The organism is Methylomonas albis (assembly GCF_014850955.1).
Taxonomy (GTDB): Bacteria; Pseudomonadota; Gammaproteobacteria; order Methylococcales; family Methylomonadaceae; genus Methylomonas; species Methylomonas albis.
Map to the genome: position 1 here is coordinate 5,117,825 of NZ_JACXSS010000001.1, position 22,653 is coordinate 5,140,477.

20 protein-coding genes and 3 pseudogenes are annotated in these 22,653 nt (G+C 49.0%); 10 read left to right on the forward strand and 13 right to left on the reverse strand.

Going from position 1 to position 22,653, the window contains the following annotated elements; translation table 11 throughout:
- Nucleotides 1–42: 42 nt before the first annotated feature.
- From EBA_RS23135 to EBA_RS23145, 3 genes are read left to right on the forward strand one after another with little or no spacing between them, the layout of a single operon-like run.
- Nucleotides 43–282 carry a DUF7230 family protein gene (locus EBA_RS23135; RefSeq protein ID WP_192376920.1) on the forward strand — a complete coding sequence of 80 codons (240 nt, stop codon included), beginning with the start codon at nt 43–45 and terminating at the stop codon, nt 280–282.
- Nucleotides 283–309: 27 nt separating this feature from the next.
- Nucleotides 310–918 (forward strand): GTP cyclohydrolase II, encoded by a 609-nt coding sequence (gene ribA, locus EBA_RS23140; RefSeq protein ID WP_192376921.1) that lies wholly within the window; start codon nt 310–312, stop codon nt 916–918.
- Between the two features lie 7 nt (nt 919–925).
- Nucleotides 926–3,313 (forward strand): Lon protease family protein, encoded by a 2,388-nt coding sequence (locus EBA_RS23145; RefSeq protein WP_192376922.1) that lies wholly within the window; start codon nt 926–928, stop codon nt 3,311–3,313.
- Between the two features lie 274 nt (nt 3,314–3,587).
- Here the strand turns inward: EBA_RS23145 and EBA_RS23150 are convergent.
- A pseudogene (locus tag EBA_RS23150) lies at nt 3,588–4,159 on the reverse strand (transposase); the annotation flags it as partial.
- Here EBA_RS23150 and EBA_RS23155 point away from each other — a divergent pair.
- Together EBA_RS23155 and EBA_RS23160 are read left to right on the forward strand one after the other, a co-directional pair.
- Nucleotides 4,137–4,615 (forward strand): annotated as a pseudogene (locus tag EBA_RS23155) (ISNCY family transposase); the annotation flags it as partial. The pseudogenes EBA_RS23150 and EBA_RS23155 sit on opposite strands and share 23 nt — an antisense overlap.
- Before the next feature lie 23 nt (nt 4,616–4,638).
- A complete protein-coding gene (locus EBA_RS23160) occupies nt 4,639–4,833 on the forward strand; it encodes a hypothetical protein (RefSeq protein ID WP_225616411.1) in 195 nt (64 codons plus the stop codon).
- Nucleotides 4,834–5,047: 214 nt separating this feature from the next.
- On the opposite strand, the gene EBA_RS23165 is transcribed toward EBA_RS23160, so the two are convergent.
- On the reverse strand, nt 5,048–5,386 hold the full coding sequence (locus EBA_RS23165; RefSeq protein ID WP_192376925.1) for a PI-PLC domain-containing protein: 339 nt from the start codon (nt 5,384–5,386) through the stop codon (nt 5,048–5,050).
- 418 nt (nt 5,387–5,804) lie between these two features.
- On the opposite strand from EBA_RS23165, the gene EBA_RS23170 reads away from it, so the two are divergent.
- The gene (locus EBA_RS23170) at nt 5,805–6,254 is read left to right on the forward strand and encodes a hypothetical protein (RefSeq protein WP_192376926.1); all 450 of its coding nucleotides are present in this window, start codon (nt 5,805–5,807) and stop codon (nt 6,252–6,254) included.
- Nucleotides 6,255–6,477: 223 nt separating this feature from the next.
- Here EBA_RS23170 and EBA_RS23175 read toward each other — a convergent pair.
- The 5 genes and pseudogenes from EBA_RS23175 to EBA_RS23195 form a co-directional block, all read right to left on the reverse strand.
- A pseudogene (locus EBA_RS23175) lies at nt 6,478–6,865 on the reverse strand (DDE-type integrase/transposase/recombinase); the annotation flags it as partial.
- Between the two features lie 174 nt (nt 6,866–7,039).
- A complete protein-coding gene (locus EBA_RS23180) occupies nt 7,040–7,228 on the reverse strand; it encodes a hypothetical protein (protein WP_192376927.1) in 189 nt (62 codons plus the stop codon).
- Nucleotides 7,229–7,397: 169 nt separating this feature from the next.
- On the reverse strand, nt 7,398–8,993 hold the full coding sequence (gene tnpC / locus EBA_RS23185; protein WP_192373085.1) for an IS66 family transposase: 1,596 nt from the start codon (nt 8,991–8,993) through the stop codon (nt 7,398–7,400).
- 36 nt (nt 8,994–9,029) lie between these two features.
- The gene (gene tnpB / locus EBA_RS23190; protein ID WP_192373083.1) at nt 9,030–9,380 is read right to left on the reverse strand and encodes an IS66 family insertion sequence element accessory protein TnpB; all 351 of its coding nucleotides are present in this window, start codon (nt 9,378–9,380) and stop codon (nt 9,030–9,032) included.
- Nucleotides 9,356–9,772, reverse strand: a complete 417-nt coding sequence (locus EBA_RS23195; protein WP_192373081.1) for a transposase — start codon at nt 9,770–9,772, stop codon at nt 9,356–9,358. The genes tnpB and EBA_RS23195 overlap by 25 nt, the downstream gene beginning before the upstream one ends.
- Nucleotides 9,773–9,843: 71 nt before the next feature.
- On the opposite strand from EBA_RS23195, the gene EBA_RS23200 reads away from it, so the two are divergent.
- The gene (locus tag EBA_RS23200) at nt 9,844–10,824 is read left to right on the forward strand and encodes an NYN domain-containing protein (RefSeq protein WP_192376928.1); all 981 of its coding nucleotides are present in this window, start codon (nt 9,844–9,846) and stop codon (nt 10,822–10,824) included.
- A 65-nt stretch (nt 10,825–10,889) separates the two neighbouring features.
- A complete protein-coding gene (locus tag EBA_RS24670; RefSeq protein WP_225616412.1) occupies nt 10,890–11,144 on the forward strand; it encodes a topoisomerase DNA-binding C4 zinc finger domain-containing protein in 255 nt (84 codons plus the stop codon).
- A 141-nt stretch (nt 11,145–11,285) separates the two neighbouring features.
- Here the strand turns inward: EBA_RS24670 and EBA_RS23210 are convergent, their stop codons facing one another.
- The 6 genes from EBA_RS23210 to EBA_RS23235 all read right to left on the reverse strand — a co-directional run bounded on the left by EBA_RS23210 (nt 11,286) and on the right by EBA_RS23235 (nt 19,892).
- A complete protein-coding gene (locus EBA_RS23210) occupies nt 11,286–11,534 on the reverse strand; it encodes an AbrB/MazE/SpoVT family DNA-binding domain-containing protein (protein WP_192376929.1) in 249 nt (82 codons plus the stop codon).
- Nucleotides 11,535–11,902: 368 nt separating this feature from the next.
- The gene (locus EBA_RS23215) at nt 11,903–13,033 is read right to left on the reverse strand and encodes a pentapeptide repeat-containing protein (RefSeq protein WP_192376930.1); all 1,131 of its coding nucleotides are present in this window, start codon (nt 13,031–13,033) and stop codon (nt 11,903–11,905) included.
- Between the two features lie 45 nt (nt 13,034–13,078).
- Nucleotides 13,079–14,734: a protein adenylyltransferase SelO gene (locus tag EBA_RS23220; RefSeq protein ID WP_223146726.1), complete on the reverse strand. Its 1,656-nt coding sequence runs from the start codon at nt 14,732–14,734 to the stop codon at nt 13,079–13,081.
- 850 nt (nt 14,735–15,584) lie between these two features.
- Nucleotides 15,585–17,720, reverse strand: coding sequence for a type I restriction endonuclease (locus tag EBA_RS23225; protein WP_223146727.1), 2,136 nt, complete (start codon nt 17,718–17,720; stop codon nt 15,585–15,587).
- Nucleotides 17,721–18,439: 719 nt separating this feature from the next.
- Nucleotides 18,440–19,630 carry a Fic family protein gene (locus EBA_RS23230; RefSeq protein ID WP_223146728.1) on the reverse strand — a complete coding sequence of 397 codons (1,191 nt, stop codon included), beginning with the start codon at nt 19,628–19,630 and terminating at the stop codon, nt 18,440–18,442.
- Nucleotides 19,593–19,892, reverse strand: a complete 300-nt coding sequence (locus EBA_RS23235) for a hypothetical protein (protein WP_192376932.1) — start codon at nt 19,890–19,892, stop codon at nt 19,593–19,595. Before EBA_RS23235 ends, EBA_RS23230 begins: the two co-directional genes overlap by 38 nt.
- Before the next feature lie 298 nt (nt 19,893–20,190).
- Here EBA_RS23235 and EBA_RS23240 point away from each other — a divergent pair, with 298 nt between their 5' ends.
- A complete protein-coding gene (locus EBA_RS23240) occupies nt 20,191–21,756 on the forward strand; it encodes a recombinase family protein (RefSeq protein ID WP_223146729.1) in 1,566 nt (521 codons plus the stop codon).
- A complete protein-coding gene (locus tag EBA_RS23245; protein ID WP_192376933.1) occupies nt 21,753–22,652 on the forward strand; it encodes a plasmid partitioning protein RepB C-terminal domain-containing protein in 900 nt (299 codons plus the stop codon). Before EBA_RS23240 ends, EBA_RS23245 begins: the two co-directional genes overlap by 4 nt.
- The last annotated feature ends 1 nt before the right edge of the window (nt 22,653 follow it).

The window sequence follows — 22,653 nt, forward strand, 5'->3', positions numbered from 1 at the left end:
TTCAAATAAAACGTTATTTTAATAGCTTGCGGAGAAAAAAGCATGAGAAAACAAAACCCCAGCAAGGACTTGCAAGACAAGCCCAGCAAAAACCCGGTGGCGAAATTCGCCCATCGATTCAACAAAGCACAAGTCTACGCCGACAAAACCCAATATCGCCGTAAAGCCAAACATCAAGGCCAGGAGCCTTTCTCAATCGTTTCGGAACAAGCGATTGAGAAAGGCTCCTGGCAATTCGCCATTGCTTCTGCAGCGCTGCAGTCGCCGGCAATAGCCGCTTAACGCCGTGGATTAAGGATTTCAATATCAGTGAAAGCAAGCATAGAAGATAAAGTTCAAACCCGAATTCCCACCAAACACGGCGAATTCATTCTGCACTACTACAGCAACAGTCTCGATAAAAAAGAACACGTCGCCTTCGTCAAGGGCGAAGTGGCCGGCAAAGAAGACGTGCCGGTACGCATTCATTCCGAATGCTTCACCGGAGACGTCCTGGGTTCACGGCGCTGCGACTGCGGCGAACAGCTGGACATGGCGCTAGACTTGATCAACACCGCCGGTTGCGGCGTCTTGATTTATCTGCGCCAGGAAGGCCGCGGCATCGGTTTGTTGAAAAAATTACAGGCCTACAATCTGCAAGACCAGGGCCTGGATACCGTCGATGCCAATATCAAACTCGGCCATTTGGCCGACGAACGTCAATACGACATTGCTGCGCTAATTTTGCACAGCTTGCAAGTACTCTCCATCGAACTGATCACCAACAATCCATTGAAAATCGACGAATTAACCAAACTGGGGATTAAGGTAAATAACCGCATCGCCATCGAAGCCCGCATTCATCAAGACAATCTTGAATACCTGAAAACCAAGGCCGAACGCATGCGTCACATGCTGTCGATGCCGGATAGCCAATAAGCCAGCCATGCTTGAACAATTAAAACTACCGGCCACAGCCCTAAAGCTGGCTATCGATCTGCCCAGCACCCCGCCAAGCGAACAACACAACACCATTCTGGGCCAGAACCGCGCCCAATCGGCCCTGGCTTTCGGCATCGCAATGAAAGCGCCGGGCTATAACATCTTCGTGATGGGCGATCCCGGCACCGGCCGCCTGTCTATGGTCAGCCATTATTTGAGCAGCTATGCAGAACAGCAGGAAGCGCCGCTGTCTTATGCCTATGTGGACAATTTCGAGAACCAGCGAGAGCCGGTAGCCATCGAATTGCCTTCGGGGGAAGGACACGCCTTTGCCAAAGACATCGAAAAACTGATTGATGATGTGCTGGCCACTTTTCCGGCCGCGTTCGAAAGCCCTAGTTATCAGCAAAAGAAAACCGCGATCGAACGGCGTTTTAATCAGCGCTACAACGCCGCCATCGACTTGGTCGATGGCAAGGCCCGCGAAATGAGCGTGGCCTTGTACCGCGACAGCGACGCTATCACTTTTCTACCTATCCGCAATGACAAGGCACTGGACGAAGATCAATTCACCCTGTTGCCGCAAGCCGAGCGCGATGCCTTCCACCAACACACCGAGGAACTGGAAGAATATCTCGGCGATGTGTTGCTGGAACTACCGCAATGGCGGCGCACGCTGGCGGAAGAAATCCGCCAGCTCGACAACGACACCATCAAGCAAGCTCTGGAACCGTTACTGGCCGGGCTGAACGACAAGTATCAAAACGTCGATGATGTGATTACTTATCTGGCAGAGATCGAAAAAAGCCTGAGCAATACTATCGGCGAGTTGCTGATGCCCACCCGCAGCCAGGATAGCCGGGAGATCATCGCCAAGCGCCTGGCGCTAATCGAGCAATACCTGCCCAACATCCTGGTGGATTGCAAACACGACGGCAACGGCGCGCCGGTGATCTACGAGCCGCATCCTATCTATCAAAACCTGTTCGGCCGCATCGAATACGTCAGCGACCAAGGCACGCTAGTCACCAGTTACCGGCGTATCTGCCCCGGCTCGCTGCACCGCGCCAACGGCGGTTATTTGATACTGGATGCGGAAAAAATTCTGACTTACCCTTTCGTCTGGGAAGGCTTAAAGCGGGCGCTACAGGCCGGGCGCATCGAAATCGAGTCGCCTTATTCCGAGCTGGGCATTAACACCATCACCCTGAAACCCGGCGTAATCCCGCTCAATGTCAAAGTGATACTGGTCGGCTCGCGCGATATTTACTATTTGTTGGAAGAACTGGATAGTGAATTCAACGAAATGTTTCGGGTGTTAGCCGACTTCGACGATCATATCAAACGCAGCCCGGACAATGTCGGCCAATTCGTGCAATTGCTGAAACGCCACGCCGCCGACTCCGGCGCCAAAGCCTTGACCGATGGCGCCTTGCTGCGCTTAATCGAATACAGTTGCCGGCAAGCGGAAAACCAACAGCGCCTGTCCGCACACGTCAACAGCTGCCTGGAAATCATCGCCGAAGCCAATTTACTGGCCAGCCAAACCCAAGCCGTCAATATCGATAACACCGAAATCGAACTGGCATTATCGGCCCGCGAACAACGCAATGGCCGGATTGCCGAAGCCATCCTGGAAGAAATGCTGGAAGGCACCATCTTGATCGATACCGACGGCGAAGCCATCGGCAAAGTCAACGGTCTGACCGTAATGGACATCGGCGGCAGCAGCTTCGGCGCGCCGGCGCGGATCACCGCCACCGTGCATCCCGGCTCCAGAGGCATCGTCGACATCGAACGGGAAGTGGAACTGGGCCAACCCATCCATTCCAAAGGCGTGATGATTTTGAGCGGCTATCTCGGCCACTGTTACGCCCAGCAATTTCCGTTAGCTATCTCCGCCAGCATCGCCATGGAACAATCCTATGGTCACATCGACGGCGACAGCGCCTCGCTGGCCGAACTATGTTGCCTGATCTCAGCCTTGACCCGCACCCCGATTCGACAAGGTTTTGCGATGACCGGCTCGATCAATCAATACGGCGAAGTACAAGCCATCGGCGGCGTCAACGAAAAAATCGAAGGTTTTTTCGAGCTGTGCGCGGCGCGAGGCTTGACCGGACAACAGGCGGTGATTATCCCGGCATCGAACAAACGCAACCTGATGCTGAAACAGCAAGTGGTGGATGCCGTCGAGCAAGGCCTGTTTGCGATTTACACAGTGTCGAATGTGGACGAAGCCCTGAGCCTGTTGACCGGGCAAGAGGCCGGCACCATCAGCGCGGAAGGCCAGTATCCCGTAGGCAGTGTCAACTTCAAGGCCGTAGCCCGTTTGAAAGAAATCTCCGATATGTCTGCGGACGAGGATAAGGAAACCGAGACCGGGGTTTAGAAAGTCAAAAGACATCCTAAAATCCATCAAAAACAATAGCCTATCCAATAATAATCGTCCAGCAACATGCATTAAAATTCAGTAACAGTTTGAAATATTTGCAGTAACAAACCAAACTTACCGCTTTTCACTTTTGGAGTTACTGCAAATGGTAAAAGAACTGCTTTTCGACGTTACCATCAGGAATACCAAAGCCACTGACAAGACTAAAGTGGACCCCATTGTCCAGACAAATAAACGCCTAGTTTAAGATAGAGCCCTATTTACACTCCAGCTAAATGGCGCTGTCCCGATCTTGCGGTACTGAGTCTAATGTCTCCCTCGCATGATTAAACTTATCCACAATCTTAGCACCGCCGCCCATCGCCGTTTGATACACCTCGTTCGGCGTTTTGTAATTTAGCGATTGGTGCCAGCGTTCATCGTTGTAGAACAGGAAGTACTGCGTTAATCCCAGCAGCAATTCCTGCATACCGTCGTATTTTTTCAAATAGACGTCTTCATATTTCACGGTCCGCCATAATCGCTCGACAAAAATAGTATCCAGCGCGCGACCTCGGCCCCGTCCATGCTGATCGTAATTCCCTGCTCAATCAACACGCCCGTAAAGCTATCGCTGGTGAACTGTGAACCCTGGTCGGAATTGAAGATCTCCGCCGGCGGGCCGTAGTTCGTGATGGCTTCTTCCAGGCAGTCCACGCAGAATCCTGCATCCAGGGTATTGGATAGCCGCCATGCCAATACCTTGCGGCTGTAGCAGTCGATGATCGCCACTAAATAGTCGAATCCGCGCAACAACCGAATGTAGGTGATGTCGGTACCGGAAGACCAGTACCGATTCATCCTGCACCACCGGGTGATGGCAGGCGAAACGGACGACAAGGTTGCGGTCGCCATCATCCGGGATGCCCAGCACAAGTTTCCGGACCTTCGGGCCTGCAGCTTTGACAAAGGCTTTCATTCGCCCGCCAACCAACAGGATCTGGCAAAGCAGTTGGATCAGGTGGTGCTGTCGCGCAAAGGCAAGCTTTCCCAAGAACGCCGGGCTATCGAACACAGTGTGATGTTCAAACAAGCGCGCCGCCACCATGCAGCCGTCGAATCGGCCATCAATGCATTGGAAGTACACGGTCTAGACCAATGCCCCGACCACGGCATCGCCGTTTTTAACGCTATGTGGCATTGGCCGTTGTGGCACGCAACATCCACCGTATCGGCGACATCCTCTTGCAACAAGAGCAAGCGCGCGAGAAACGACGGCGAGCGGCGAAACAAGGTTGGCAGAATAAATCCGCTGCGTAATCGATTTGGCAACCGGAACAACCATGGGCGGCGATGCTCAGGCGAAAGTACGCAAAAAGGACAGGAATTTGCGCGGCTTTCACCTCAAGCACTGGGAAACCGGCTCGTTTGGCAGGAGGACAATCTCGCACAGAGCCGGATTGCCCAGAATCAGACGGATGACAGAGCTGAAAATGATCCTTTTCGGGCTGACTTCGTTGTTTACGGGGATCGCGTAAGCGCCTAATTTTTGTTTAAGTAAAGCTGCGAATCTAGCGCGAGTGTCAGCCGTTGTAGGGGTTTTCAGAAAGAGAAAAGACAAATACAGAATCTCGCCCTTCCTGGATGATAGGAATGCAGTGAGTTGGTCAAAGATGTCTCCTGGTTCCTCGTAGCTTTCACCTAATAGTGAATGGACACTGTAGAATGCATAATGTTCTGGCACATGTATTTTTATGGCCCCCCCGGCGCAATGACGTAAGATTCGTCGAACATCTGCTCGAATACTCGAAAGTCGAATGCTCTAAGTCCGTCATTCAGTTGAGTCGCAATGTCCTTGGTCGTGGCTGTTGCCATCAGCTTCGCCGCGATATATCCATGCTCGGCTAGTCCAAAAGGAATCTTGTTGAGATTGAGAAGTCGATCATCCTTGCGTCGCTCGTCCGTTGCGATATTCTGGAGTTTTGCAGTAGGGCTGTCATGGTTGCCCGGCAAGCAAATGCTGGCTAGAAACTTGTCGTTCAGAATATCGCGATGTTCATGCATCCAGTTGGAACGGTCTTTGGTAATCATGGTACTCACCGATGGCTGAGTAGGTATAATGTTTGCCTTTCAATGTCCTTTCGTCTAATAGGGAAGGTCCCTATCGTTAGCCAGGGTTTATAGTCAAGCCCATGATCAGCGTCACGTCCCTCCTTTATCCATTTCTGGTGTTTTAATTCAAAATTTGGGTATGATTTTTTTCGCCATAAGCAAAAGCCGCCTAGCCTAGGCTCTTGGTACGATTCTAGGCTTAACGGCTTTAGTTTGCAACTTTATTACTTACTACAAAAAGAACGTATAGCATCCATTATGGGAAGATATACGATTAGAATTTCAAAAAAATAACTGATCCTATTGACTAATTCTAGCAATCAAGGATGATAGACGGAGGCTATCTAATTACTTGTTAGGAATCAGGTGGTTTTTAGCTAACCAGGAGTGATAAACAATGGGTTATTGTGACAAATTTTACATAAAAGAAAATATTATTGGTTATACCGGCGACTTACGCGGCATTAAGTTTACCGTGTACTTTGCCGATGCAGGTGGCTTAAATCCCGACATTGTGGAGATCGACGGTCGTCAGCAGGTGTTGGTTAGATTCGGTCGTATTACACAAGATCATCGACATAAGGACAACATAGGCCGTGGCGAGGTGCATGAGTGCTATTCGTACACCATCTTTAACGACGTTGATGGCAAGGCTAAGGAGTGCGTTTACGGCCGCCGCGAGCTGAAGCGTATCGGCATGAGGGTGAAGGGTGGCGATGATGAATTCCTGACATTCCACCCGAGCCGCCACCGCTTTGAAAGCGTCCATGCGGGGAACATCGACATCCTCGCAACGGCGATCGCGCGTTTCCCGAATGCGAAGCCCAAGGTCGAGGTTGACGAGTGACCGTATCAAGCTGACGCTCTCTTCGCTACGCTTCGTTCGCGCGGCTTATTGGTAACGTTATCTATGCACGACTCGATCTTGATCCGGTGCGCGAATCTGTAGATCGGGCAACCGGTGCAATACTGGCCGCTGCTGGCGTTAAGCTGATTGGCGAAATCATTACATTTAAATCCTTGAAATCGTAATCCGACGATAATGATCCCCGCCATCAAAAACGGACAGATCAAGAAGCGAGTGATTGATAAAACTGGGCTTCAAATTCAACCGGACTTAAAAAGCCATTGGTTGAGTGTAGTCTGACGGGATTGTATCGGTTTCGATGTATTCAAATACCGTCTGCCGCATGCCTTCACGTGTGTCAAATCGCTCACCGTGAATGGCTTCGACCTTGAGCGAATGAAACTCTCGGCGCAGGCATTATCGTAACAATTGCCCTTTGCGCTCATGCTACCCAGCAACTGATGTTGTTGCAGTAATTGCCGGTAAGCATAGGAACAATATTGGCTACCGCGATCCGAGTGAACGATGACGCACTTGGGGCGTTTACGTCTGAAAATCGCCATCCGTAGTGCATCACAAGCCAGATCGGCTGTCATCCGTTCGCTCATGGACTGTTAACCGGCCTGGAAATTTTTCCATTTTTTGAGCAAAATGAGCGTCCAATTTTTTCAGGTGCCTAGACGAGTTATTTTATTTCAATGATTTACGGAATTTTCCATAGCGCCGATTTCTGGAAAAAGTTTTACGCTATTTAACACGATGAAAATGGCTTCCAATATTTGCCACTAATGAGCGCGGAGTTTTCCACCAAAAAAATTAGCATCTGTAATATTTTCAACAGGATGGTAGTTAACTACTGGAAAATTTAATCGCTCTTTATTATAAAGTTGGAAAAACTTAGACGCCGTTTTCCAGTATTCAGCGCTATGCCGGGTATAGCCGGCTTTCATGCTAGTCGATTTATGCTCAAACAAGTACCTCTCTCTACGGTTGAGAATACTCGCTTTTTAACGTGTCCAATATTCGTGGTGAGGATCAGTATAGATATTTGGTTTTTCTCGGCTCATTTGGACCACACTCAATTTTAGGTATCGTAAAAGTGTGTCGTAAGCGCTTATTAAACACCACCCTTGACTGAGTTTATTAACGTATGACAGAGGGTGTGAGTTGCCAAGGTAACAGGGCTTCAAAATCTTCTGCCGTTTTTGCCAAAGGCAGTTGCCGGAACACGGCAATCAAATAACCATAAGGCTCAATGCTATTGGCTTTGCAGGTTTCGATGAGCGAATAAAGACTGGCGCTGGCTTGTGCGCCACCCACCGTGTCGCTGAACAACCAGTTGCGACGGCCAATCACAAAGGGGCGAATCGCATTTTCGCAGGCGTTATTATCAATCGGCCAGCGGCCGTTCTCGACAAAACGGATCAGTTTTGGCCATTGGGCTGACAGGTAATGCAGTGCTTTGCCCAGTAAACTGTTAGGCATCACGCCATGCAGGTGTTGTAGCAGCAGTGTTTCGATATTGGCCAGGATCTCGCGACTGTGCGTTTGCCTGAATTGCAGACGTTGTTCGGGACTGGCGTCTTTGGTCCGTGATTCAATGGCGTACAACTGGCCAATCGCGGTGATAAAGCGTGTCGCTAGTGGCTCAGACACTCGGGCTGGTTTGGGCTGCGCGGCTTCGGCTTCGACGAAATAGCGTCGGGCATGCGCCCAACACCCTAAGTGAATCAGGCCGTGACCGGCAGCCAAACCGTTATAGACCTCATAACCATCGCTCATCAGAACGCTGCCGGGTTTGATGCCTTCGTATAAGGGTTGCGCCTGGCTACGACCACGCCCCGGGGTATAGCTGAACAAGCGGATCGGAGGCCCAGAATCGGTCATCTGCACCCACAAATAGCTCTTGGTCTGTGCTGCGCGCCCCGGTTCTTTGAGCACTTGCACCACGGTCTCATCACCGTGAATGACATCCGCTTCCAGTAGTCGATCCCGCAACAGATTAATCAAAGGTTGCAACGCATGTCCTACGCGCACCACACTCGCAGCCAGCGTACTGCGGGATAAATCACCGCCAAAACGGCTCAACAGCGCGGCTTGCCGGTATAACGGCAGGCCGTCCTGATATTTACCGGTAATGACCCAGGCCAGTGCCGCCTCGGTGAGCAAGCCTTTCGGAATAATCCGCACTGGTGCCGGGGTGACCCGGATACTGTCATCACAGCAGGGGCAGGCATATTTGATGCGTTGATGCTGTATCACCCGCACTTGTTGTGGAATGATGTCCAGCTGTTCACTGATTTCGGCACCGATTTCCACCAATGGGCTGCCATCATGCGCGCATACCCGTTCCGACTCTGGCAATTCATGACGGACAATCTCGCGAGGCAGATAAGGATCCAGCGGCTTGCGACCGCGTTTCTTGCGGCTATGGGGGGCGATCTGGACTTCAGTATCGGGAATGCTTTCTTCAGCCACCGGCTGTCCGGTGGGCGCCAACGCTTCGGCTTCGTTGATGAACAAGTCGCGCTGAGCAGGATTAGCTCGGGCTTCAGATTTGGCAGCAAACAGCTGCCGTAAAAAGGCATCGACCCGCTGCTTGAGCAGATCACGCTCGACGGTGACTACACGTAGTTGTTGGGTGAGCATATGCACCAACTGCTGGTCAGCTAACCACGACTGCCGCTCGGCCAATAAGGCCGCATATTCGTCAGATGTCAGCGTGATAGTCGTCGTCATAAGTGCCTATTTTACAAGGTTTTTGACGACGAAACCTCAGCTAATTTGGCTGTAGCTTCGGGCGGAATGTGGGCGCATGGCGGCCAGATCAATGCCCTCTAATAGCCAATGGAGTTGTTCCACGCTCAGCACCATCAGCGCCTCCTGCTTCGGCCAACGGAACCGGTCAGCCTCCAGGCGTTTAATCATTAACCAGAAGCCGTTGCGATCCCAGGCCAGTAACTTGATCCGATCACGGCGGCGATTGCTAAACACAAACACCGCCGACTCAAACGGGTTGAGGCTGAGTCCCTGTTCGACCAGCAGCGCCAGACCATTGATTGCTTTACGGCCGTCCACCGGCTCACGGTACAGATAAACCTTTAACCCCGGGTCGAAGCGGAACATGGCAAGTGGGCCAAGGTGTTTAATAGCGGTGATAGCTCAGCCAGGTCAATGGCCTGGAGCGTCATCTGCACACCGTTCACTAGGGTAATGGACAGCATCGCTTCGCACGTCTGAGACTTAATAACCGGTGTCAGCACCGGCACAAAAGCCGGTAGTGGCGGCACTAACTCATCGGCTTGGGTGTCACGCGCAGCGGCCTGATAGTGATTGATCCACTTTCGTAGTAGGTTAGCATTGATGCCATGCTCCAGCGCTTTGCGTGCAATCGACACACCCGGCTGCAAGCAACTCTGAACCAGCTCTTGTTTAGCGATCGGATCATAGCGGCATCGGCCATCACAGCGGTGACCGATGACTAACCGCCTGGATAACGCACTCTTTGTCTCTAGCATGTAGGTGTCCACTTAGTCGAAGGTGGACACCATCTTCGACTCTTTCAGTTATCGATGACAGACGTAGTTAAATGAGCGCTTACAGTGTGTCCAAGAAAAGTGTAACCACACCCAACATCAACTACTTTGTACTGGTCACGGGTGACTCAGATTTTACGCCGGTGTTTCGGCGTTTACGGGAAATGGATAAAGAGGTCATTGGTGTTGGGCAGCACTCAACCCTGAGTGAATGCGTTAAAACGTCTTGCAGCCGATTCATCTATACCGACGAGGTGATAGATACGCTAACGGTCCCTGATACTTCAGTTGCAAAACCCGTTGTCGTCAACTCGAAAGTTACTGACTCAACCAAGCCTTCGCTGACACAGTCCCAAGCAAATTCGATGGTTACTGCACAGTTAAAATCTGCCGGTGAGCCCATCAATATCTGCCAGATTAAAAACACCCTTAAGCAGAAAGCCCGAGAATTTGATGAAGGGCATTACGGCTTTAAAAATTTTACCGATTTTGTAGAATCCATTGACGGGGTTAAGCTAACGAAAAAGGGTACGATTAACTTCGCACACTTAGCTAAAAATCCGAACACCACTGAACCAAAGATTACCAATCCGTCGTTAGCGGATACGTATAAAAACTTGCTGAAAAAGCACAATGCTTTTCCTGACAAAGCCGATATTCTTAAGACAATTTATAAACATGCCGTTGCAGTAAAGGACGTCTATTCTGATCCGGCTACACTAAGAGAGGCCATCTTCGTCATCTGTCATAAAGTAGATTCCAGTATCACGAAAACAACAATCAATAAAGCCTTTTCATTATTTATCAGAATGGATTTAGTTCATACCGAAAAGGCTAAAGGCGGTATTGATGCAGTACGGGTTAGGAAGATTGCGCTCAAGGATTTTTTATTAAAGTCGGATAAATTGATGATTGCGAAATTGCTCGAGCTAAAAAAGGCAAATGCCTTGGAATTGAAGTCAAAGGAAATCAAGAAGATTACCCTCTCGACCATCAGCAAAGACACGATCAAGAAGCAAATTGGCGAGAAATAAACCATGTGACTCATATTATGAGATGCGCAAAAAGTAAACTAATCCGTGAACTGTAAAAAATCCTATTGACCGAAAGCGAAGCAGCGGAAGCGTGCCGCAAAATCCAAGCAGGTCGTCTTAAGCCGTCCATCAGGACTCACATAGAGCATGTCAGGCATGTTAAGAGCATCGTAGAGCAAAAGCAGCAGCAACCTGAAAACGCTTGTCCTAAATGCGGAAAACCGATGATATTGAGAACCGCTAAAACGGGAAACAACCAAGGCAATCAGTTTTGGGGATGTAGCGGTTATCCTAGATGCCGCACTGTGAAAGCTGTTTAACGTTAGATTTGATCAGGCGGATTTTATCTATAACACTTTTTGCTTGATCTCAGACTTTAACATTGTGGTGAAAATTAGACGCCATTTTACAACTAGCAAGCAAAAAGCCATTGAAATCAACAGGCAAATAGTGCGCAGCCATCACATTGCAACTTCGCGCCCAACGCTTGTTCCCCACTCAATTGGTTCGTGTCGATTATCGGGTGTAATTTCGGCCAGCAAGTCGTCTAACTTGAGCTTTGGTTTTGCTGTTGTTCGTTCAATCCGAAAACCCGTTTCGTCAACAGTTAGTTCAATTGATGAACCAACTTCCAACTTCAATTGGGCAAGCATCCTGGCCGGCAATCGAACCACGGCACTATTGCCCCACTTCTTAATTTCAGTTTGCATTTATTAACCCTTCTTGGATAAGCAAGTTAAACCATAAAATTTATTTTCAATGAAAACAATATCTTAAAATCAAAAATGACATTAAAATTATCCAAATTTTATGAAAAACCGACTTTTTCAACACAATTGGTCGATACCGGCCTATCAATGCGTTAGTATTTTTTGATAGTAGTGGATTTATGACTGACAAGGGTATCATCGACCAATAAATCAAGATCACTGTCGTCGCGGTGAATCCCATGTAGTACTGATCCAAAAACACGTGGATTGACTGCGCGAAACCTTTCAACCAATTGGCGTATCTCTAGAGTTGGTCCGTTTGCTTCAGTCGCACATTTCAGCAACTTGCCGTAAACGTGTTTTAGTTGTCATTCGCAGGGTAGCCGACGAACACATGACGCCTCACCCGACCACTGGGCAGACTTACTCATGGTAACTGGTTTTGCACCGTTGGCGAATGCCCATTCTTCGAATCCTGGTGGCGCATTCTTTACTCCCCGAATGTTTGCACCCTTTATACTGGAGATCTGCTGCCAGTTATTGATACCACTTAAATTGGCCCCATCAAGGTCGGCCCCTTCGAAATTAGCTCGTTCAACATTAGTCATACTAAGATCAGCATTTCGCAAGTCTGTACAGTCTAGGTCTGTATCGGTAAGAAGTGATCCATAAAGATATGCATTATGAAGATTCGCACCAGAGAACCAAGAACCGGCGAAATGACCGGACTGCATCCTAGCTGAAGAGAGATCGGCCAGGCGGAAATTCGTGTTAGAAAATTCCCATGCTTCAAATGGAGCCGCCTTCAAGCTCGCTCCAAAAAAATTAGCAAATTTATCAACTGGAGCATAGATTCCTAGCCGCTTTAGTTCAGCCAGAACAAGGAATGCACCAGATGATACCGCTCCAGAGTCATCCACAAGTAACGTTTCGACAACCGGTATCGTTGTTGCTGGTTCATTTCTTGAGAGTCTAACAATTTGGCGGATCGCAGCAAGATTTGGTGACATCCAGGTTTTTGAGGACTTAGGAGTAATTTTTTCGCGAGGTCTATGAATACATTCTTCTGGATTTGGTGAGTTAGACAACATCTCCTTGAATCTAGAGGTTTTGTCGAAAACATCCAGGGTTGTTTGATGTATAAGTAAGTCGTTCTGTGCTTTTTGAAGGACTATCTGCTGATAGATCAGGTATGTCTGTACTGAAAGAAGTAATGCTCCGATCAACGATCCAATTATGACTACTGCATGTGGTAGGAGCCATGAAAATATTAGCCCTTTGAGCGACGAAACTGGAAAAGGTTTTCCCTCTCGTACGGTAGCATATAGATCCTCAACTACAGTAAGAGTCGCGCGAACGCGACTAATTTCTCGTTCTTTGATGAGATTGATGATTCTTGCCTCTGATTCAGCCCACGGGAATGGTTGCTGGCAGGTGCTACATTTTCCAGCGTCCGAGCGATTAATAGCGGCACAAAAGGGGCATTTATATTCGCTCATGCTTCAATAATCCTACTGTGGCACTACTTTTTCAATTCCAACGAATCACGACGAGCAACTAAGGTGGGACAATCCACCCACCTCAAAGAACTCAGGCGGTTTCAACCTATAGTATTTATCTTCCACGTCCTTCGACTGCTCTTCATAGGGCTGCGTCATCACGTCCTGAAGTTCTCTAATTAGAGAATAATTTCCCACAGCTGCTTGCTGATATGCCGGCACAACAAACCACTCTCGCAAAATGTACTTTGGGTTTACAAGCTTCATCTGCCTAGAGGTTTCCTCACTGGAACTGCTGAGAAGTGTTTTCCATTTCGCGAGCCACGCCGCCCAACGCTTATCTATCTCTTTGGGGGTAGTATCATGCGCCGCGTTATTGTAGAAGCTTTTCTTGAGTGGGCCCATGTCGTCGGGTACCGCCGAGAGCTCGCGGAAGAAAATAGTGTAATCGACAGGCGTTTGCATCATGAGTGTTCCTAGCTCGCTGATTAGTGCGCTGCAAAGTGCCTTATGAGACGCTGTTTTCAAAGTACTAAGAGCCAGCTTGGCGGCCCACATCTTTTCCATTTGCTCTTCCATAACTTTCGAGAATCCACTTTGAATCTCGTCGAGCTTTAGCAAATAGTCCTGATGCGATGCCAGCAACGGCCGCAACGACGAACAAAACATATCGAAATTGCGTTGCGCTGCGCTTGGTTGATTCAGGAACGAGAAATGATGACCGCCTCCCGTCCAAGGCTGATAATGGGGGTTAAACACATCGCAAAAGCCGAAGGGGCCATAATCAAGTGTAAAACCACCGACTGCACAGTTGTCGCTGTTGAAATTACCCTGGCAGAAGCCGACACGGATCCAGTTCGCCACCAGTGACGTGAGGCGGCTACGAAACTCGCGCGCCAACAACAGCAGTTTATCGGGAGTTGTGAGTTGCTTATTGACCACGTCAGCGTACTCACGATCAATCAAGTGCAGTACAATCTTCTCCAGTTCTTCCAGCGCTTTCGGGTGTTCGTTTTTACGGGTTCGGCGAGCGAAAAGTTCAAGTTGACCGACGCGAATGAACGACGGCGCGACGCGTGTCGATATGGCGACAGCCTCAGATATAAGCATGTCCGGATTCTCCGAGCGCGAACCCTCCGAGTACCATGGTCGCTTTACCTTCTCCGTTTTTGAAACGTACAAACTCAAAGACCGCGATGTCGGCACGCCCAGTGCGTACATGTGCTCCTGAGCCAAGAACTCGCGGATACTTGACCGCAATACAGCGCGACCGTCTGCGCCTCGGCAATATGGCGTGCGACCGCCACCTTTGAGCTGCATCTCCCAGCGTCGACCGTTGATGACGGCCTCAAGCACAGAAATTGCGCGACCGTCTCCATACCCGTTGCCAGTTTGGAACGGACACTGCTGAATGTATTCCGTGCCATAGATGGAAAGTGCGTACCCAGTCGCCCAACCAACCTTGCTCATCGGCTCTGGAACCTGAGAGATATCGCCGGAGAACATGCGGACGAAATCGGAGGACTCTGCCATGCTGTCGGCAAAGCCAAGCTCGGAAAAAAAGTTTTTGCTGTGAGCTACATACTCAGGGTCTATGATTGGGGTCGGCTTGACGGGGACATAATGTCCCGTAAAGACTTGTCGCGGTGCGTGGTCGTCACCGTTTTTTGTCGCGTCAGGATCACAGTTCAGCGTGTCCATGAGAGAGTAATTTGCCAACTTCGCAAGATCCTGGAGCTTCGTTATAGTCGAGGAGGCTTTCTGGGGCAGTCGGTTTGTCATAATTGTTTATGCCAAGGCTCGTTAAGATAAATTCCAATACCAGAAGTTCCTAATGTACGCACAACCGTCTTTTCTGAGGTGTTAAAATTCGTTTTATCCGCTGGTTTTGAGGATTATTTATACATCAAGGAATTGTTCGGCGTACATTAGGAACCGCAAATACTCATAAGAGTGTCAAAGATTTACCGCGTTTTCAACAATAGCGGCGTCAATTTTTTCAAGTTAGAAGCTCGATTGTCGTTGCATACATCGCGTTATCGCCATGGCGGTGCAAGTAAGCTAACTCGGCAGACCCTACAAAAATACGATGATTTTTTCTCTGGCATTTCTCCTGCTCAGCGCCTGACGATTTCAAGTATGGGTATGTCTTTGTAACTTGGATTTGGGCCAAGCTTACCGATCATTTTCCATTCGGCGCCACAATCCTGACAAACGTATGTCCGTTGATAACTCATTCCATCTGGTAAGTATTTCGTTTTCCCACGCTGTTTTAAACCCAGAAGCATTTGACCCTCTGAACCAAAGGGCTGACGTATACCGTTTTCATCGGCTGGACTGCAAAGATTACATGGCATCATGGGGTTTCTACTCCGTTTCTTTTGGAGACAACGTGTGAATCAAACTGGCTCCATTTCCATTCAATTCACCATATAGTTCAGACCGACGAAAAAAATACTGCCGGCTGCCATCGATCATTGGTCCTGAAACCGGCTGTATCTGTAAAGTTTGTAGCAGCCATCGCGGCGCCCGATTTACTGACTTGGCATATTCAGCCAATGACATATAGGTGGCCTGAAAATCGTCGAGACTTGCTTGCGTGACTCGCCGACCAGGGAGATGATCTTGGATAGACGTCAGTAACCCCAGCCTTACCAAGTCGTATACCACTTGTTGTTTCAAGCCTATCGACCCATGCCAGTGGCAACGAAAGCTCTGGAAACAGAAGATAATCGGGCTTGGGGTGTAATCGAAGTGCATGATTCACCAAATCCGAAATACGACGATAGCGCACCCGTGACAAATTGGACTTATTGCAAGCCATCGCTGCCCAATCACTGTCGTCGGTTTTTAGGTTCGTCAAAGCGACGACAATTTTTCGCTTCTTTTCCGTTCCGATTCGTAAATACTTTGCTGGCTTCGAACGTTTTTTCTCTTCCTCACCATCTTGCAGGGTTGCGAGTAATGTTGGTTTTATCCATACGCCTCGTATCGCTTGGGTATATTTGGCCCAAATAACGGAAGGTTTTTCTTGGCAAATCTTGCCATCGGCTTGGCGTAGCCCAACACACTCAGGAGCTAATTCAGAAATTTCTAAAGCTGTGAGTGGGCGTGTCGGGAACAGATAAGGCAAGCGACTCTCTTCCTTATGAAGAGCCGGTTCGACACCGATAAGCCGACTTGTTCGGGTGGTTTTCAAGAACCCTTCGAGTACTTCCGTTTTAACCAGATCAGCCGACTGCATCAATTTTAAAATTCGACTTTCTTTTTTGCCGTCACGGCGACTGAGCAAGCTACCCGCCGAGCGACTCCTCAATATCCGTTTGTAAGGCTCCTTGGCTAGATCAGCCATAGCCACCAAAGGCGCCTTCTGATGAAATTCCTCAAACCCAAATGTCAAGTTAAGCAGCTCCTGAACCTCAATCAGCCCCTGAAAAATGCCGCTCAAGAACAATTCGGCCAATCGTTTTTCTTTCCTCGGGCGCTGATCGGAAAGCAATCTATCGGGGTGGTAATAACGAGTAGCCGCATCGATAAACAGCCAGGTCAATGTACCTTTAAAAGCTTCACGCGAGTCGATGGTATGCACCATCAATCCTCGACTGGTGAATTCGCGGTGAGCTTGCGTCAGCAGATCGATTCGGTCGACGATGAAATAGAATTTTGGGACGATTTGCCGTTGTTGAAAGTAATCGGTCAAAAAGCGCACGTTGTAAAAGGCCAGTGCCGTTTTCCCACTGCCTTGGGTGTGCCAGATGATACCCTTTTTGACACCTTCGTTTAATTTGCGCTCGATGGCTTTGGTGGCGAATAACTGCGGATAACGCATGACGTGCTTTTGCAAGCCGTCTGTCTCATGCACATAGGTCAGGGCGTAGCGCAGTATAAACGCCAGTCGCTCACGACTCAGTAACGAGCTGCAAATCCGATTGGTTGGGCGGTTGGGATCTTTGTTGGTGATGAATTCCGGATTGCTGCGAATCACTTCCAGGTTATTGTCTTTCAGGACTGCCAGTTCTGTCTCATCGGCTAAAGGCGTTAGTAATGCCGTCAGATTCAAAACCTCTTCTTCACGGAAATAATTGAATTGAGGCTGTTGGTAAGAAGGGCTGGCATAAAACGCGCCCTGAATCGGCTGCACATCGCCGTCGTCGTATTCCATGTTGTTGGAAAACACCATCAATTGGGTGACGTTGACGAAGCGTTTGAACTTGGGATTTTGGAAACGTTTATTGATCCGATCTCGTTCCGCCAAGATACCTTCGCGGTTGTTGGGTTTTTTGACCTCGATAAACACCAACGGCATGCCGTTGATCAGCAAAGTAATATCGGGCCGGAACTCTTCGTCGCCGTTTTGGTAGGTCAGTTCGGTAACAACATGGAAGCTGTTTTTGTTGAAGTGCTCAAAGTCGATCAGCTTGATGCCGGAGCGATCCGTAAGCTTGTTGAAGAAGGCTTGACCGAGGTCGTCGTTGTCCAGCGTGAGCCTTACATCGGCCAACAAACGATCAACGTCGGCATCGGCCACGCCGGGATTGATCTTGCTGATTGCGGCTTTGAACAGATCGGGAAATAAGTTGGTATCCAAATCCCATTGCTGATCTTTCAACGATACATATTGATAACCGAGGCGAACCAAATGCAGGATCGTTGGAATCTTGACGCGCGTATCTTCTGTGAACTTCATGTAATCCTTTGCAAGAAAGCTAAGCCTGTTAATCAGAATCGTACACTTTCATTCAATCAGCAGGCTCTTTAACGAGAAAGAAGCCATGATGAATTTATTTTGATGACGCTGGGGTAGCTCCATCTTAGAGACTTGTCGTGTGCGCGGACAAAGCGTACAGAGTTTTGTCCAACAATAACTTGTTAAGTAGCTGCTTCTCTATCTTTCTGGCGTAAAAAAAGTGGTCCGCCAGATGCGGACCATTTCGTAGCGCGTTTAATTAATTTTGAGATTACGTACAAGAATTGTGAGATTTATTTAAGAAATTATGAGATCTGACATCGACAACTGTCGGATCTCATAATTTCTGAAAAACTGACCTTCATAAAAATCAACCGGTTGCATAAATTATGAGATTTTCATTTCTTTAAAAAATCTCATAATTAAAGGTTAAAACCTAACAAAATCTCATAATTTTTGATAAATTGATTTTAATCATTAAAATTCAATGTCTTACAAAAAATAAACCAATCTAGTAACACATTACGTGTGCATAAACCCGCATGAACTCGCAGTAACAGGCAATAAAAAGTCCAACTGAGACCAGTTGGGCTTTGATAATTGGGGTGGTGTCGCCACTTGAAACAAACCGCGTCTGCTCTGCTATTGCGGGTCGATGCAGGCTAGTTTGGCAGGAGTTCAATTCCCGATTCCGCAATTGAACCGAGATTCATTTTGGATCAGCGAAGCTCATACCAAACACCCCGACCACTACCAAGCTGATTGAGGTGTCTCTGCTCAACCAGCGACCTGAAATGTTGTTTCAGGGTATTTCGACTACTTCCAGTTAGTCTGATGGCATCTGCCATCGTCATGCGACCGTGTTCTCGAGTAAATTCGACAATCTGCAGCGATAGCTCAGGCAACGGCGCTAGAACCAATTTTTCACGCTCAACTTTTTTGTTGAGGCGACGCATTTGCTCGGCAAGCGAACGCAAGAAAAACAAAAGCCAAGGTTGCCAGTTCGGCGCTTCGGTTCGAATCGTTCCCTGGGTCTGTCTTAACGCCAGATAGTAGGCTTCCTTGTTCATTTCGATGACGCTTTCCAGCGAGCTATAAGGCACGTAGCTATAACCTGCTTGTAGGAGCAGCAATGTGGTCAACACCCTACTCAATCGGCCATTACCATCTTGAAAGGGATGGATTTCAAGGAAAATAACTACCCACAAACCAATTAATAACAACGGATGCAGTCGCGCTGAACTGCGTTCTTCCTGAATCCACGTGACCAATTCGGTCATTAATCTTGGGGTATCAAAGGGCGTAGCGGTTTCGAATACCACGCCAAGTTGCAATCCGTTTTCGTCAAAAGCAACCACGCTATTGGAGGACGATTTGTAGTTACCTCGATGCCAGGCATCCTTTTCGCTGTAGACCAGCAGGTCGCGGTGCAATTGCTTGATGTGGTTCTCGGTCAGCGCGATGTCCGCCCAGGAAGCAAATACCAAATCCATGACTTCGGCATAACCCGCCACTTCCTGTTCGTCTCGTGTGGTAAAGGTCTTGATCTGCAAATTCGACAACAAGCGCTCAACATCGCGGTCGGATAATTTGCTGCCTTCAATGCGGGTAGATGACCCGATGCTTTCAATCGTTGCGACTCGTCGCAATGCGGAAAGGCGATCAGGCGCCAGTGTGCCCAATGCACGCCAGGCGCCTTTGAACTCATCAATTTTGGCGATTAAGCCAAGAATCTCCGGGGTAATCTGGATGGTGTCAGAATTTATCATGTGCCCAATCTTACACCCAATAACACCCATTATCCATAAATACACCCATTTACACCCAAAAGCAGTAATTCCATGCTCTATACAGATTTTTGCGTGGAGTGTTTCATGGAGAACAAACAATGCCCTGCATGCGGCCAACAATTTCTGCCTCGACCACAAACCCCACATCAATCCTATTGCTCAGCTCCCGGTTGCCAGCGCCAGCGTAAAAAGCAGTGGCAGCGGAACAAAATGCAAAATGACCCTGATTATCTAGATAACCAGAATCGCGCACAGCAGGCCTGGATTGATCGCAATCCGGACTATTGGCGTCAATATCGCAAATCACATCCAAAGTATGTCGAGCGAAATCGAGCTTTGCAACGGGGACGAAATCGGCAAGCGACTGCCAGCGTAATTGCAAAGAGGGATGCGTCAATCCCTGTTAATTCACTACCTCCAGGCATCTATCAGCTGAGCCGCAAGTCAGACGACCCTATTGCAAAGATGGACGTGTGGATCGTAGAGATCACGGTGCATGCCTGTGTTTCCTCGGGTTCCGTGAAAATTGCAAAGAGATGACCAGATAGACATTACCCATGGCTGATATTACCGTTACACGTAAATAAGTCCTTGAAACTGGAGACATCTGATCCGAATTGACTGGCTTTGGATCAGGCTGAACAAGGACAACATGCAAATTCGCGCTTACGGGATGGGCTATGCAATCAGACGATACCAATGAAACCGATAGTAGGCATCCTCCTGCACTTAAAGCCGCTCAATACGTGCGGATGTCAACGGAACACCAACAATATTCCACGGAAAATCAGGGTGACAAAATTCGAGAATATGCCGCCCGACGTAACCTGGTAATCGTGCGAACTTACGCTGACGAGGGTAAAAGCGGATTACGGATTGATGGTCGACAGGCTTTACAGCAATTGATCAAGGATGTCGAAGCCGGTACTCAGGAATTTCAAGTCATCTTGGTTTATGACGTTAGTCGCTGGGGGCGGTTTCAGGATGCCGACGAATCCGCCTACTACGAATATATTTGTCGCCGCGCCGGCATCCAGGTCGCCTATTGCGCTGAGCAGTTCGAAAACGACGGCTCACCGGTATCCACCATCGTCAAAGGCGTCAAACGCGCGATGGCCGGCGAATACAGTCGCGAACTATCCACCAAAGTATTTGCGGGGCAGTGCCGCCTGATAGAGATGGGCTTCCGCCAAGGCGGACCTGCCGGTTATGGATTACGCCGGGTATTGATTGATCAATCGGGCGCACACAAAGGCGAACTAGCCAGAGGCGAACATAAAAGTCTACAGACCGATCGAGTCATTCTGATGCCGGGTCCGGATAATGAAATTAAGGTCGTCTATCAGATGTACCGATGGTTCGTCGATGAAGGCATCAGCGAAACCGAAATAGCCAATCGACTGAATGAGCGAGGTGTCCGTACCGACCTGGATCGTCACTGGACGCGCGGTACCGTTCGCGAGGTCCTGAGCAACGAGAAGTACATCGGGAATAATATTTACAACCGCATATCCTTCAAACTAAAAAAGCTTCGCATCGTTAATTCGCCGGATATGTGGATCAAGAAGGAAGGCGCTTTTGAAGCCATCGTTCCTCCCGAGATGTTCTACACGGCACATGGCATTATTCGGGCGCGGGCACATCGATACAGCAAAGACGAACTGATCGAAAAACTGCGCAATCTCTACGAACGCCGAGGCTTCCTGTCCGGGCTGATCATCGACGAAGCCGATGACATGCCGTCCAAAGCCGCCTACGTTCACCACTTCGGCAGTCTGATCCGTGCCTACCAAACCGTCGGTTTTAACCCTGACCGGGATTACCGCTATCTCGAAGTGAATCAGTTCCTTCGCCGCCTCCACCCGCAGATTGTTTTGCAAACCGAACAGAAAATTGCCAACCTCGGTGGCAGTGTCGAGCGCGATCCGGCCACCGATCTGCTGCTGATTAATCGCGAGTTTTCAGTCTCTGTTGTCCTGGCTCGGTGCCAGACTCTCGATAACGGCCATTATCGCTGGAAAGTCAGATTCGATACCAGCTTGGCCCCAGATATCACCATCGTAGTCCGTTTGGACCAACCTAATCAGGCGCCTCTGGATTACTACTTATTGCCGAAGCTGGATTTCGGCATACCCAAGATCAGTCTCGGTGAACACAACAGCATTGAATTCGAAAGTTACCGGTTCCACACCCTTGATTACTTGTACGGCATGGCCGAACGCAGCCGGATCCGGAGAGCGGCATGATCAAACAACATCGGCAAGGTAGTGTCCACATGATTCCCATTGAACTGATTGTGGTACTCAACCCGCGTGATCGTAATCATCGTGTTTTTGGCGAGATCGTTAACAACATCAAAACCATTGGCCTCAAGAAGCCCATTACGGTGACACCCCGCCGCTCTGCGGATGGCCAAGATCAATTCCTGCTGATTTGTGGCGAGGGGCGACTCAAAGCCTATCAAGAACTTGGGGAAACCAGAATTCCAGCACAAGTCATTCAGGTCGACGATGAAGACGCCTTCATCATGAGCCTGGCGGAAAACATTGCCCGCCGCCAATGTCGACCGCTTGAGTTATTGGCCGGCATTCAGCAATTGAGGGATCAGGGTTATGACAAGGCACTCATTGCCAAAAAAACGGGGTTAAGCGCCTGTTATGTCCAAGGCATTTTGATGTTACTGGATCAAGGAGAAGAGCGGTTGATTGTCGCCGTTGAAAGCGGACGAATCCCTTTAAATACCGCGCTAGAAATTGCAAACGTCGGCAACGCCGAAAAAGATGTACAAGTCGCTCTCCAGGAGGCTTACGAATCGGGTGAGTTAAGAGGCAAGCAGTTGACTCAGGCGCGGAAGGTTATTTTACAACGCCAAAGTCTAGGGCGATCCATCGCACATGCAGCCCCGCGAAAAACGCCCAAAGAGGTTACGACGATCAGCTTGGTGAGAAGTTATCAAAAGGAAGTCGACCGCCAAAAACTGATGATCAAAAAGGCGGAATTTGCCCAACAACGTCTGATGTTCGTCGTCGGCGCCTTGCGAGAATTGCTCGCGGATGAAAATTTTACAACATTGCTGCGCGCCGAAAGCTTGGAAACGCTGCCAAAATATCTGGCAGAGCGTGTATCGGCGGGAGGCCATTAGC